The 13,026-nt window shown below is 75.7% G+C and carries 11 protein-coding genes; 7 read left to right on the forward strand and 4 right to left on the reverse strand.

Annotated elements, in window-relative coordinates; translation table 11 throughout:
- Nucleotides 1-144: 144 nt before the first annotated feature.
- Both ACWDD9_RS38990 and ACWDD9_RS38995 read right to left on the reverse strand, forming a co-directional pair.
- Nucleotides 145-2,937, reverse strand: a complete 2,793-nt coding sequence (locus ACWDD9_RS38990; protein WP_449814225.1) for a toxin glutamine deamidase domain-containing protein — start codon at nt 2,935-2,937, stop codon at nt 145-147.
- Nucleotides 2,938-2,975: 38 nt separating this feature from the next.
- Entirely contained in the window at nt 2,976-3,404 is a 429-nt protein-coding gene (locus tag ACWDD9_RS38995; protein ID WP_449814226.1) for a hypothetical protein, read from the reverse strand.
- A 253-nt stretch (nt 3,405-3,657) separates the two neighbouring features.
- Here ACWDD9_RS38995 and ACWDD9_RS39000 point away from each other — a divergent pair, with 253 nt between their 5' ends.
- The gene (locus ACWDD9_RS39000; RefSeq protein ID WP_449814227.1) at nt 3,658-4,554 is read left to right on the forward strand and encodes a hypothetical protein; all 897 of its coding nucleotides are present in this window, start codon (nt 3,658-3,660) and stop codon (nt 4,552-4,554) included.
- Nucleotides 4,555-4,624: 70 nt separating this feature from the next.
- On the opposite strand, the gene ACWDD9_RS39005 is transcribed toward ACWDD9_RS39000, so the two are convergent.
- Nucleotides 4,625-5,794 (reverse strand): NADH-quinone oxidoreductase subunit D, encoded by a 1,170-nt coding sequence (locus ACWDD9_RS39005; protein WP_449814228.1) that lies wholly within the window; start codon nt 5,792-5,794, stop codon nt 4,625-4,627.
- Nucleotides 5,791-6,807 (reverse strand): SAM-dependent methyltransferase, encoded by a 1,017-nt coding sequence (locus tag ACWDD9_RS39010; protein WP_449814229.1) that lies wholly within the window; start codon nt 6,805-6,807, stop codon nt 5,791-5,793. Before ACWDD9_RS39010 ends, ACWDD9_RS39005 begins: the two co-directional genes overlap by 4 nt.
- Nucleotides 6,808-6,936: 129 nt before the next feature.
- Here ACWDD9_RS39010 and ACWDD9_RS39015 point away from each other — a divergent pair, with 129 nt between their 5' ends.
- From ACWDD9_RS39015 to ACWDD9_RS39040, 6 genes are all read left to right on the forward strand, one after another.
- Nucleotides 6,937-8,169, forward strand: coding sequence for a sensor histidine kinase (locus ACWDD9_RS39015; RefSeq protein ID WP_449814230.1), 1,233 nt, complete (start codon nt 6,937-6,939; stop codon nt 8,167-8,169).
- 38 nt (nt 8,170-8,207) lie between these two features.
- The gene (locus ACWDD9_RS39020) at nt 8,208-8,897 is read left to right on the forward strand and encodes a response regulator (protein ID WP_074001698.1); all 690 of its coding nucleotides are present in this window, start codon (nt 8,208-8,210) and stop codon (nt 8,895-8,897) included.
- A 103-nt stretch (nt 8,898-9,000) separates the two neighbouring features.
- Nucleotides 9,001-9,945: a Rossmann-like and DUF2520 domain-containing protein gene (locus ACWDD9_RS39025; RefSeq protein ID WP_074002121.1), complete on the forward strand. Its 945-nt coding sequence runs from the start codon at nt 9,001-9,003 to the stop codon at nt 9,943-9,945.
- A complete protein-coding gene (gene panC / locus ACWDD9_RS39030; RefSeq protein WP_074001699.1) occupies nt 9,932-10,837 on the forward strand; it encodes a pantoate--beta-alanine ligase in 906 nt (301 codons plus the stop codon). Before ACWDD9_RS39025 ends, panC begins: the two co-directional genes overlap by 14 nt.
- 53 nt (nt 10,838-10,890) lie before the next feature.
- Nucleotides 10,891-11,340 (forward strand): aspartate 1-decarboxylase, encoded by a 450-nt coding sequence (gene panD, locus ACWDD9_RS39035; RefSeq protein WP_074001700.1) that lies wholly within the window; start codon nt 10,891-10,893, stop codon nt 11,338-11,340.
- A gap of 15 nt (nt 11,341-11,355) precedes the next feature.
- Nucleotides 11,356-13,026 (forward strand): L-aspartate oxidase, encoded by a 1,671-nt coding sequence (locus tag ACWDD9_RS39040; RefSeq protein ID WP_387967205.1) that lies wholly within the window; start codon nt 11,356-11,358, stop codon nt 13,024-13,026.

Here is a 13,026-nt window from a genome sequence, read left to right on the forward strand (position 1 = left end):
GCCGCCCCACCCGCATCCACACACTCTGCACCCAACACGGCATCGCAACAACGGCCTGAGCCTGACCTAGATCGAATACTTCGCCAGCAGAGTCGGCGGGCCGACTTCCTGCGCGGGGTGTGGGGTGCGGATCAGTGGCGCAGGTCAGGCGGCGGGGGTGAGGGGGAGGGGGCGGCCTTCGGGGGTGAGGGCGATGGCCCAGAGGCCGTGGGTGGCGGGGTGGAGGGGGGTGGGGGCCTGGCGGGCGAGCTGGTGGTCGAGGTAGGTGACGGCGTCCTGGTGGTTGACGGCGTTCCAGGCGTGCGGGCGGCCGTAGGCGTCGAGGGTGAGGAGCACCGCCTGGGAGCCGTGGCCGGCGCGGCGGAGGTCGTCGGCGAGGCGGTCGAAGGCCGGGGCGCCGTCGCCCAGGTCCCGGAAGGGGGCGCCGAGTTCGCGTTCGGCGCGGTCGCGGCCCCCGCGTTCGCCGGCGTCGCCCTCGGTGGGGATGCGCGGGGCCGCGCAGGTGGGGCGGCCGGTGTAGCACTCGACCGCCGAGAGGGCGATCTCCAGGCTGTTGTTGGCCCGGCCCGGTTCGCGGTGGCCGCCGTCGTTGACGGCCTCCGCCCAGCCGCCGGCGGCCGGGTCGGGGTGGCGGACGGGCAGGCCGTCCGCGTCCCGGGGGGCGCGGCGTTCGAGTTCGGCCTGGTGCTCCGGGTCGACCGGTGCGAGCCCGCCCGGCAGACCGTACGGACGGCTGTCGGCGATGCTGCGCGGCCGGAACGCCGGATCCTCCGGCGGGGCTCCGCGCCGGGCGCGCAGGGCGAGTTGGAGGGCCATCGCGTGAGCGGTCGCGACCGGGACCGCGCCCCAGGCGAGGGTCGGGTCGGCGGGGACCGCCGCGTTCTCCCGCCGTCGGGCCTCCACCGGGTGCGCCTCGGGGCGGCCGATCACCGGGGTGGTCCCGACGACCGGGGGTGCGGCCGGGGAAGGCGGCGCGGTGTGGACCGGCGGCGGTCCGACGACCGGGTGCGGCGCCGCGCCGACCGGAGTCCGGGCCACCGGCGCGCCGGTCTGCGGCCCTCCAGCGGCCGGACCGCCGACGGCCTGCCCACCGCCCACCACGCCGCCGGGGCCGCCTGGACTGCCGGTCGCCCCCGCCCCGACGCCGCTGCCGAACGGGGCCGCCACGTTCGCGGGTCCGCCGCCGGTGCCCGCCAGCGGCCCCGGCCCGACGGTGGCGACCGGACCGGCCGCCTGGTACGTGCCGTACCCGCCGCCGTACGCCGGGGTCCCGAACTGCCCGGGCACCCCGACCGGCCGGACCGCCGAGGGGGTCTCCGGCGCCGGGCCGTACGCGGGTCCTCCGGCGGACGGTGCGGTGACGGGCGCGATGGCGGGCGCGGGCGGAGCGCTCACCGAGTCCGTCCGTACGGCCACCGGCCCGCCCGTACTCCCGCCGCTGTGCGAGGCGGCCGCGGGCGCCTGGAGCGGGTAGTCTCCGTCCGACCAGCCCGCCGACCCGCCGCCCTGCCGGACCGGCGCGGCAACGGCCGGTACCGGCGGTGCCCAGTCACCGCCGCCCCCACCCCCACCGCCCGTCGCCCGGTGCTGCCCCGGCGAGCCCCCGGCCGCCACGGAACCGCCCGCCGACGCGCCCACGGGAGCACTCGCCGCGCTCGCCACGTCCGGCCCGCCGACGACCGCCCCCGGGTCCGCCACCGCGACCGAGGCCACCGTCACCGCGCCCGGCGCCGTCGGCCCGTCGGGCGCCGCACCCGCGAGCGGCTTGTCGCCACCCGGCCCGACCGCCGACGGCCCGACCACCCCCGGCCCGTCCGCCCCCGGTGTCAGCCCGGCGAGCGGCACCCCGCGGAGCGCCTTGCCGTCCTCGTCGGTGAGCACGGGCTGCCCGTGCTCGTCCAGCCGGACCGCCAGGTCCGCCACCCCGACCACCGGCTTGCCGTCCGGCCCCGGGACGACCAGCAGCCCGGTGGTGTCGGCCACCGGCGTGCCGTCGGCGCGGAGGATGACCGGCTGCCCGTCCGGGCCGAGGACGGGCTTGCCCTGCTCGTCCACCTTGACCGTCAGCCCGGGCACGCCGACCAGCGGCTTGCCGTCCTTCCCCGCGAGCAGCACCAGCCCGGAGCCGTCGGCGCCGAGCACGCCCGGTTCGCCGAGGGCGGCGGGCAACCCGGCGGCGAGCGGGTCGAACGCGCCGTTGCGGTACGAGGCGGCGGTGACCTCCGTTCCCGGCGTGCTGCCGAGCTTCAGCAGGGCGACCGCGGCCGGCTCCTCGAGCACGCCGGACAGGGCGTCCTTCATGGCGCGGCCGAGTTCGGCGAGCAGTCCGCCGATCTTCAGCGCGGCGGTCTCGACGGCGACGGCCGCCACGCCCGCCGCGACCTGCTCGGTGGCGGCGTTCTCCACCGTGGCCGCGAGGCCGCCGACGGCCTTCCGCAGTCCGGCGACCACCCCGTTCCCGACCACCTCGCTCCCGGCCACCCCGTTCCCGGCCGGGTCGCCGCCGGTCGCCGCCGCGGCGACCTTGCCGGCCGCCTCCTTGGCCTTGGCCGCCTGCTCCTCGGCCTGCCGGAGTTCGGCGGCGAGCTGCCGCAGGGTCGCGATGATCTCGGCCTTGCAGGTGTCCACGGCCCGCGCGGACGTGTCGAAGGCCCCGGCGACCAGCCCGACCGCGCTGTGCGCGTCGTCCAGGTGGCCCTTGCCGCCGCCGCTGAAGGCCTGCCAGTACGCGCCGAAGGCCTCGACCGCGTGGCCGGAGTTGTCGGCGGTGACCCGCCGGACGGACTCGCCGCAGCGGCGGGTGAGCCGGTCGGCCTCCTTGCCGAACTCGCGCCAGACTCCGGCGGCCCTGCGCAGGCCCTCCTCGTCGGCCTGCGGCCACAGCCGGCCGGTCCGGGCCAGCACCGGGACCAGTTCCTCGGGCAGTTTCCGGGACACGCGCTTCCCCCTTCGAGCCGGGCTTCGGGCCGGGTCCGTCAGACCGACATGTCCTTGGGGACGGCGGGCACCACCCCGGGGGTTGCCCCCGGCACCCCGGGAACTCCCGCGACCCCCGGCACCGCCGTCGCCCCGAACCCGCCCGCCGCCGCGCTGTCCGCGTCCGCCGTCCGCGCGGCCATCGTGTGCAGCCCGGCCCCGACCCCGGCCACCCGCCCGGCCAACCCCCGCAGCCCGCCGACGAGTTCACCGCGCGCCTGCCCGTACACGGTGGCGAACCCGCTGCCCGGCTGGTCCGCGCCCCAGGGGGCGCCGAGCGCGGCGAGGCCCTGCTCCAGGGCGGCGACGGCCTTCGTCAGTTCGCCGCCGAGCTTCTCGAACTCCCGGCCCTCGCCGTGCAGTTCCCACGGCTTGAGGATGAACTCCCCGCCCGCGCCGCCGGACGCCCCGGTGCTGCCGCCTGCCATCCCCGTACCTCCCCGTAGCGGTCCCGTCGCGGACCCCGCCGCGGACCGGCCGCCATCCTAGGCGCGCCCCCGGGCCCGCCCGCAGCGCCCGACGGACCTCTTCACCCCGCCTTCACCCCGGCCGACCCCGCCACCACCGACCCCGCCCCGTGCTCCGCCGGGCCCCGCCGCAAAACCCGCCCCGACCCCACCCCCGACCCCGCCACCGGTCCCGCCACCGCGCTCCCGCCCCCGAAAGCTCTACCCTTGCCGGGTGGCACCAGCAGAAACGTCCAAGAAGAAGTCCAAGGCGAAGCCCAAGGCCTCCCCCGCCCCCGTCGACCTCGCGATGCCGAGCCTGCGCCGCGAGATCCCGCGCGACGAGGTCCCGCTGGACTTCGCCCGCGCCTGGGTCGAGTTCGCCGACCCCGCCGACGAGGAGCAGGTCTTCCGCTGCGACCTCACCTGGCTGACCTCCCGCTGGTCCTGCGTCTTCGGCCAGGGCTGCCACGGCATCCGCGAGGGCCGCGGCGAGTCGGACGGCTGCTGCACGCTGGGCGCGCACTACTCGGACGAGGACGACGAGAAGCGCGTCCTGGGGCACGCGACCCGGCTGACCCCCGAGCTGTGGGAGAACTTCGCCGAGGGCACCGACGCCAAGGGCCGGATCGTCTCCGACGGCGGCATCACCATGCTGGACGAGGACGGCGACCGCCAGACCCGCCGGGTCGGCGGCGCGTGCATCTTCGTGAACAGCCCGGACTTCGCGGGCGGCGCCGGCTGCGCCCTGCACGCGCTCGCCCTCAAGGAGGGCCGCGAGCCGCTGGAGACCAAGCCGGACGTCTGCTGGCAGCTGCCGATCCGCCGCACCTACGACTGGATCGACCGCCCCGACGACACCCGCTACCTCCAGGTCACGATCGGCGAGTACGACCGCCGCGGCTGGGGCCCGGGCGGCCACGACCTGCACTGGTGGTGCACCGGCGCCCCGGCGGCCCACCAGGGCGCGGACGCGGTGTACGTCAGCTACCGCCCCGAGCTCACCGAGCTGATGGGCCGGAAGGGGTACGAGGCGCTGGCCCGGCTGTGCGAGGAGCGGATCGCCACCAAGGGCGACCGCAAGGTGGCCCCGCACCCGGCGGACCCGGTCAGGAAGGCCAAGAAGGACTGACCCCCGCCCCCGGTGCCCGCCCCACGCGGCGGCACCGGCCCACCCACCGGCGCCGGCCCCCGGCGCCGGCCTACTTGTCGATGTCCCCGACCACGAAGAACATCGACCCCAGGATCGCCACCATGTCCGCGACCAGCGTCCCCGGCAGCAGCTCGGTGAGCGCCTGGATGTTGTTGAAGGACGCCGAGCGCAGCTTGAGCCGCCACGGCGTCTTGTCGCCGCGCGAGACCAGGTAGTAGCCGTTGATCCCGAGCGGGTTCTCGGTCCACGCGTAGGTGCTGCCCTCGGGTGCCTTGAGCACCTTGGGCAGCCGCTGGTTGACCGGGCCGGGCGGCAGCGTGGCGAGCTTGTCGAGGCAGGCGTCGGCGAGGTCGAGCGCGTTGAGGGTCTGCTCCAGCAGGCACTCGAAGCGGGCCAGGCAGTCGCCCTCCTCGCGGGTGACCACGGTGAGCACCTGCCGCAGTTCCTCGGAGCCGTACGCCAGGTACGGCTCGTCGCGGCGCAGGTCGAGGTCGAGGCCGCTGGCCCGGGCGATGGGGCCGCTGACGCCGTACGCCTCGGCCTGCGCCCGGGTGAGGATGCCGACCCCGGCGGTGCGGGCGCGGAAGATCTCGTTGCCGAGGACGAGGTCCTCGAAGACGGGCAGCTGCGAGCGCACGGTGGCGACGGCGGTGCGGACCCGGCCGAGCCAGCCGGCCGGCAGGTCCTCCTTGAGGCCGCCGACCCGGTTGAACATGTAGTGCATCCGGCCGCCGGAGGCCTCCTCCAGCACGTGCTGGAGGTCCTCGCGGCCGTTGAAGGCGTGGAAGACCGGGGTGATCCCGCCGAGCTCCAGGGGGTACGAGCCGAGGAACATCAGGTGGTTGAGCACCCGGTTGAGTTCGGCGAGCAGGGTGCGGATCCAGACCGCCCGTTCCGGGACCTCCATGCCGAGCATCCGCTCGACGGCCATGACGACGCCGAGTTCGTTGGAGAAGGCGGAGAGCCAGTCGTGCCGGTTGGCCAGCATGATGATCTGCCGGTAGTCACGGGCCTCGAACAGCTTCTCCGCGCCCCGGTGCATGTAGCCGATCACCGGCTCGGCGCTGACGATCCGCTCGCCGTCCAGCACCAGCTTCAGGCGCAGCACGCCGTGGGTGGCCGGGTGCTGCGGGCCGATGTTGAGCACCATGTCGGTGGTGCCCGCCGCGCCGGTGAAGTTCTCGGCTCCCGCCCCGATGCCGACCGTGGTCTCCCTCATGCCCCCAGAGTCTGCCATCCCGGCAGGCCCGCCAAGCTCACCGGTTCCGTCATGCGGACGGCCTGCACCAGCCACCCGAAGGCGCCCAGCCCGCCCGGGTCGGTCAGCTCGGCCCCCTCCCCCGCCCCGCTGAGCGCCCGCAGGTAGCCGACGGGGTCGCTGGTGGCCAGCGCGAGCGCCGGGCGCCCGCCGCTCACGCCGAGCGCCCGCAGCGCCTCCCGCTGCGTTGTCCACAGGCTGTGGAGACCGGGCACGGCGACGGAGTCCAGCGCGACGTGCGCGGTGACGTCGCAGGAGCCGTCCGGCACCGGCGCCACCTCCCGGCCGTCCCGGAATCCGGCGTACGTGCCGAACGGCGGCCGCCGCCCGGCGGTGTGCCCGTAGTCGACGGCGACGGCCAGGCCGCGCTCCAGCCCGGCCACCGCCCGCGCCCAGGCGGCGTCCCGGGGGCCGCCGAACTCCACGGCTTCGCCGGGCTCCGCGACCGGCCACCAGCGGCCGGCCCAGGCCGCGTCGGCCGCCGAGACCGGCTCGCCGAGGCGGGTCCCGCCGGTCGCGGTGTCCACCTCGACGTAGCGCAGCACCCCGTCCTCGTCGACCTCCCCGGCGTCCAGCGGGACGTTGTCCAGCCACTCGTTGGCGAACAGCAGCCCGGTCACCCCGCGCGGCGGCCGGTCCGTCCACAGGGCTGTGGACGGCAGGCCGGCCGGGCGGTCGGCGATCTCCACGCCGTACGGGCGCAGCCGCGCCAGCACCTCCGCGGGCAGTTCGGCCAGGACGCCGGTGAGCAGTTCGCCCCGCCCGGCCCCCATGTCGACCAGGGCCAGCTCCTCCGGACGACCGAGGGCCTCGTCAACCTCCAGCAGCAGCCGGGCCACCGCACGGGCGAACCTCGGCGAGGCGTGCACGGAGGTGCGGAAGTGGCCGGCGGGGCCCTCCGGCCTGCGGTAGAAGCCCTGCCCGGGGTCGTACAGGGCCCGTTCCATGGCGGGCGCCCACCGCATCCAAGTCATGGGGCTGGACGCTACCCGGCGCCCGGTCGACCCTCCCCATCGGATCGGGTGCTTCTCCGACCTACGGAGTAGGGCGGATCGCCCTACCGGCGGACCTGGGCACACGGAGCGACTGCCTACGCTGGACACGTGCATCGACTCAACGCCTGGCTCCGCCGTCACCCCATGGTGGTCGACGCCGCCTGGGCGGCGATGGTGCTCTTCGCCGGCCTGGTGCCGAACGACGCCTCGATCGACGAGGGCTGGCGCTTCGACCTCTCGATCGCGATCGCGGTGGTGCTGCCGCTGCTGATGGTCGTCCGGCGGCGCTACCCGGACCTCACGGTGTCCGCCGCCGCCGCCATCGGCGTCGGCCAGGTACTCGTGGACATCTCGCCGGCCGGCTCCTCGATCGCCTATCTGGTCTTCGCCTACACCGGCGCCGCCTTCGGCCAGAAGTGGATCTCCCGGCTGGCCCTGATGGCCGGCCTGGCCTCCGGGCCGCTGGTGTTCTGGCAGATGATGCCGGTGAAGACGGTCTTCGACCGGGCCGGCGACGCCCACACCCGCCCGTACACCTTCGGCGAGGCGGCGCTGATCACGCTGCTGATGAGCACGCCGTTCATCCTCTGCTGGGCCTGGGGCCGGCTGACCAGGGTGCGCCGCGCCTACCTGACCGAGCTGGAGGACCGCGCCGCCCGGCTGGAGCGCGAGCGGGACGCCCAGTCCAAGGTGGCGGTCGCCGCCGAGCGCGCCCGGATCGCCCGCGAGCTGCACGACGTGGTCGCGCACAACGTCTCGGTGATGATCGTCCAGGCCGACGGCGCCGCGTACGTGCTGGACAACTCCCCGCAGCAGGCCAAGGAGGCGCTCGGCACGATCGCCTCCACCGGCCGCCAGGCGCTGGTCGAGATGCGCCGCCTGCTGGGCGTGCTGCGCACCGCCGACACCAAGGCCGAGGAGTACGTGCCGCAGCCGGGCGTCGAGGAGCTGCCGGAGCTGCTGGAGCAGGTCCGCACCGCCGGGCTCGACGTGGACTACGCCACCTCCGGGCACCCGCGCGAGCTGCCGCGCGGCGTCGAGCTGACCGTCTACCGGATCGTCCAGGAGGCGCTCACCAACGTCCGCAAGCACGGCGGCCCCGACGCGCACGCCCGGGTCGCGGTCGACTTCGGTGAGCGCGAGCTGGCCGTCCTGGTGGAGGACGACGGGCGCGGCAGCACCGACGAGCACCTGGCCGCCGGCGGCGCGGACGGCCTCGGCCACGGCCTGATCGGCATGCGCGAGCGGGTCGGCATGGTCAGCGGCAGCCTCGACGTGGGCCCCCGCCCCGGCGGCGGCTTCCGGATCCGCGCCGTCCTGCCGCTCAAGGCGGCCCACTAGCCCCGTCCGCCGTCCACCCCCCTCCAAGGAGTCCCACCTTGACCATCCGCGTGATGCTCGTCGACGACCAGGAACTGCTGCGCACCGGGTTCCGGATGATCCTCCAGTCGCAGGGCGACATCGAGATCACCGCAGAGGCGGGCGACGGCGCGCAGGCCCTGGAGCAGCTGCGGCGCACCGAGGTGGACGTGATCCTGATGGACGTCCGGATGCCGCGGCTGGACGGCGTGCAGGCGACCCGCCGGATCTGCCTCGCCGAGGACGGCAGCCCGCTGCCGAACGCCCCCCACGTGCTCATCCTCACCACCTTCGACCTGGACGAGTACGCCTTCGCCGCGCTCAAGGCCGGCGCCAGCGGCTTCCTCCTCAAGGACGTCCCGCCGACCGAGCTGGTGGCCGCGATCCGCGCGGTGCACGGCGGGGACGCGGTGGTCGCCCCGACCACCACCCGCCGGATGATCGACCGCTTCGCCGAGGTGCTGCCCACCCCGCAGAGCGCGCCCGGCTCGGACGTCCTCGGCCCGCTGACCGAGCGCGAGCGGGAGGTGTTCCTGCTGGTCGCCCAGGGCCTGTCGAACGGCGAGATCGCGGCCCGGCTGGTGCTCTCCGAGGCCACCGTGAAGACCCACGTCGGCCGGATCCTGGCCAAGCTGGGGCTGCGCGACCGGGTCCAGGCCGTGGTGCTGGCGTACGAGGCCGGGCTGATCCGGGCCGGGGCCGGCGACTGAGCCGCTTCGGCGTCCGGGCGCCCCCGTAGACTGGGGCGGTACGTCCGGTACCCGTGGAGCGGACTGGAACGGTCATTCAGGACAAGGCAGGACAAGGGTGGACGTGAATCCGTCCGACTTCGCCGACCAGGCTTTCGGCGACCCAGGCGACCCCGGCAACCGCCCCGCCCGGCTGGCCGTCGGCGTGGTCGGCACCGGCCGGGTCGGCCCCGCGCTGGGCGCGGCGCTCCAGCTCGCCGGGCACACCGTGGTCGCCGCCTCCGGGGTCTCCGCCGTCTCCCGCCGCCGCGCCGAGGCGCTGCTGCCGGGCGTGCGGATCGTCACCCCGCCGCAGGTGCTGGCCGCCGCCGACCTGGTGCTGCTGACCGTCCCGGACGACGCGCTGGCCGACCTGGTGGCCGGGCTGGCCGCCACCGGCGCGGTCCGCCCCGGCCAGCTGGTCGTGCACACCTCCGGCGCCCACGGCGTCGCCGTCCTGGAGCCCGCCACCCGGGCCGGGGCGCTGCCGCTGGCCCTGCACCCGGCGATGACCTTCACCGGCACCTCGGTGGACCTGGCCCGGCTGGCCGGCTGCCCGTTCGGCGTGACCGCCCCCGAGGAGCTGCGGCCGGTCGCCGAGGCGCTGGTGGTGGAGATGGGCGGCGAGCCGGAGTGGGTGCCCGAGGAGGTCCGCCCGCTCTACCACACCGCCCTCGCGCACGGCTCGAACCACCTGGTCACCCTGGTCGCGCAGGCGATGGAGCTGCTGCGCTCGGCCGGCGTCGCCGAGCCCGGGCGGCTGCTCGGCCCGCTGCTGGGCGCCGCCCTGGACAACAGCCTGCGCTCCGGTGACGCGGCCCTCACCGGCCCGGTCGCCCGGGGCGACGCGGGCACCGTGCGGCGCCACCTGGCGCAGCTCAGTACGGTGTCCCCGGACATCCCGGCGGCCTACCGGGCGATGGCCCGCGCCACCGCGCAGCGGGCGCTCGCCAACGGAACCATCGACGAAACGTCGGCGGCGGCACTGCTGGACGTACTGAACGAGGAGAGCACTGATGGCACGCGGTAAGCAGCCGAACAAGCCCCAGCGGACGCCGAAGGTCCACCGGGCCGTCGTCACCCGCACCGTGGACGACTTCGAGGCCGCGTTCTGGCCGGACGAGCAGCCGGTCGACAACGCCGTCGTGATGACCATGGGCGCGCTGCACGAGGGCCACGCCGCGCTGATCCGGGCCGCCCGCAAGCAGGTCGGCCGCGAGGGCCGGGTCGCGGTGACGGTCTTCGTCAACCCGCTCCAGTTCGGCCCGGGCGAGGACCTGGAGCGCTACCCGCGCACCCTCGACGACGACGTGCGGCTGGCCGAGGAGCACGGCGCCGACGTGGTCTTCGCGCCGTCCGCCGAGGAGGTCTACCCGAACGGCGAGCCGCAGGTGCGGATGGCGGCCGGCCCGATGGGCGAGCGCTTCGAGGGCGCCACCCGGCCCGGCCACTTCGACGGCGTGCTGACCGTGGTCGCCAAGCTGCTGCACATCACCGACCCGGACTTCGCCTTCTTCGGCGAGAAGGACGCCCAGCAGCTGGCGATCATCCAGCGGATGGTCGCCGACCTGGACTTCGACGTCGAGATCGTCGGCGTGCCGACCGTCCGCGAGGAGGACGGCCTGGCGCTGTCCTCGCGCAACCGCTACCTCTCGGCGGAGGACCGCGAGCACGCGCTCGCCCTGTCCAAGGCCCTGTTCGCCGGCCGGGACGCCGCCGCGCAGGGCCCGAAGGCCGTCCGCGAGGCCGCCTCGGCCGCCCTGGACGGCGCCGAGGGCGTCACCCTGGACTACCTCGCCCTGATCGACCCGCACGACTTCTCCGAGGCGGCGGACGACTTCCAGGGCGAGGCGGTGCTGGCCGTCGCCGCGAAGGTGGGCCCGACCCGCCTGATCGACAACGTCCGCATCATCGTTCGGTAGTACCGCAGTAAGAACCCCCTTCAGGCATGCACTCACAGGAGGCGTGACCCGCAATGCTCCGCACCATGCTCAAGTCCAAGATCCACCGGGCCACCGTGACCCAGGCCGACCTGCACTACGTGGGATCCGTCACGGTGGACGAGGACCTGCTCGACGCCGCCGACCTGCTCCCCGGCGAGCTGGTCCACATCGTCGACATCGACAACGGCGCCCGGCTGGAGACGTACACCATCGCCGGCCCGCGCGGCTCCGGCGTGATCGGCATCAACGGCGCCGCCGCCCGCCTCGTCCACCCGGGCGACCTCGTCATACTCATCGCCTACGGGCAGATGGACACGGCCGAGGCCAAGGGCTACGAGCCGAAGATCGTCTTCGTGGACAAGCAGAACCGGATCACCGGCCTGGGCGGGGACCCGGCGGAGGCCCCGGAGGGCAGCGGACTGCTCCGGGGTGACAGGGCGTACGGTGACGGCAACGGCGCGGCCGACGCCGTCTCGCGCTGAAGGAGCCAGCCACCCATGTCCACGCACCGCCTCACCGCACCGGCCCCCGGCTGGACCGCCGCCACCGACGTGGTCGTGGTCGGCTCCGGGGTCGCCGGCCTCACCGTCGCGCTCAACGTCCGCAAGGCCGGCCTGCGGGCCATGGTGGTCACCAAGGCCGTGCTGGACGAAGGCTCCACCCGCTGGGCCCAGGGCGGCGTCGCCGCCGCCCTGGGCGAGGGGGACACCCCCGAACAGCACCTGGACGACACCCTGGTGGCCGGCGCCGGCGTCTGTGACGAGGAGGCCGTCCGCACCCTGGTCACCGAGGGCCCGGACGCCGTCCGCCGGCTGATCGCCACCGGCGCCCTGTTCGACCGGGGCGAGGACGGCGAGGTCCTGCTGACCCGCGAGGGCGGCCACCACCGCCGCCGGATCGTCCACGCGGGCGGGGACGCGACCGGCGCCGAGATATCGCGCGCCCTGGTCGCCGCCGTCCGCACCGACCCGGGCATCGAGCTGATCGAGCACGCGCTCGTCCTCGACCTGCTGACCGACGCGGCGGGCCACGCCGCCGGGCTCACCCTGCACGTGATGGGCGAGGGCCAGCGCGACGGCGTCGGCGCCGTCCGGGCCCGCGCGGTGGTGCTCGCCACCGGCGGCATGGGCCAGGTCTTCTCCGCCACCACCAACCCGGCGGTCTCCACCGGCGACGGCGTGGCCCTGGCCCTGCGGGCCGGCGCCGCCGTCACCGACCTGGAGTTCGTCCAGTTCCACCCCACCGTGCTCTGGCTCGGTCCGGAGGCCGAGGGCCAGCAGCCGCTGGTCTCCGAGGCGGTCCGCGGCGAGGGCGCCCACCTGGTGGACGCGGACGGCGTCCGCTTCATGGTCGGCCAGCACGAGCTGGCCGAACTCGCCCCGCGCGACATCGTCGCCAAGGCGATCACCCGGCGCATGCAGGAGCAGGGCGCCGAGCACATGTTCCTGGACGGGCGGCACTTCGGCGCCGAGATGTGGGAGCACCGCTTCCCGACCATCCTCGCCTTCTGCCGCGCCAACGGCATCGACCCGGTCACCGAGCCGATCCCGATCGCCCCGGCCGCGCACTTCGCCTCCGGCGGCGTCCGCACCGACCGGCACGGCCGCACCAGCGTCCCTGGCCTGTACGCCTGCGGCGAGGTCGCCTGCACCGGGGTGCACGGCGCCAACCGGCTGGCGTCCAACTCGCTGCTGGAGGGCCTGGTCTTCGCCGAGCGGATCGCCGCCGACCTGGCGGGGCTGGACGCGGCCGGCGACCTGCCCGAGCGCGCGGTGGACGTCGCCGCCGCCCGCGCCGCGCAGCCCGTCCCGCTGCCCCCGTCGGAGGCGCGCGCCGAGATCCAGCGGCTGATGTCGCGCGGCGCGGGCATCCTGCGCTCCGCCGCGTCGATGGCCGACACCGCGGCCGGACTGGCCCTGCTCGCCGAGCAGGCCCGCTCCCACGTGGCCGAGGAGAAGCCGGCCGACCCCCGGGTGGAGACCTGGGAGGCCGCCAACCTGCTGCTGGTCGCGACCGCCCTGGTCGCGGCCGCCGCGCAGCGCGAGGAGACCCGCGGCTGCCACTGGCGCGAGGACTTCCCCGAGCGCGACGACGCCCACTGGCGGCGCCACCTGATCACCACCCTCGCCGCCACCGGCGGTCCCGTCAGCACCCCTGAGGAGCAGTAG

The organism is Kitasatospora sp. NPDC001119 (assembly GCF_053598475.1).

Excerpts from the sequence above, each read along its gene's own strand:
- ACWDD9_RS38995 (WP_449814226.1), bottom strand. The coding sequence starts at position 3,404 with ATGGCAGGCGGCAGCACCGGGGCGTCCGGCGGCGCGGGCGGGGAGTTC.
- panD (WP_074001700.1), top strand. The coding sequence starts at position 10,891 with ATGCTCCGCACCATGCTCAAGTCCAAGATCCACCGGGCCACCGTGACC.
- panC (WP_074001699.1), top strand. The coding sequence starts at position 9,932 with ATGGCACGCGGTAAGCAGCCGAACAAGCCCCAGCGGACGCCGAAGGTC.
- ACWDD9_RS39040 (WP_387967205.1), top strand. The coding sequence starts at position 11,356 with ATGTCCACGCACCGCCTCACCGCACCGGCCCCCGGCTGGACCGCCGCC.
- ACWDD9_RS39005 (WP_449814228.1), bottom strand. The coding sequence starts at position 5,794 with ATGAGGGAGACCACGGTCGGCATCGGGGCGGGAGCCGAGAACTTCACC.
- ACWDD9_RS39010 (WP_449814229.1), bottom strand. The coding sequence starts at position 6,807 with ATGACTTGGATGCGGTGGGCGCCCGCCATGGAACGGGCCCTGTACGAC.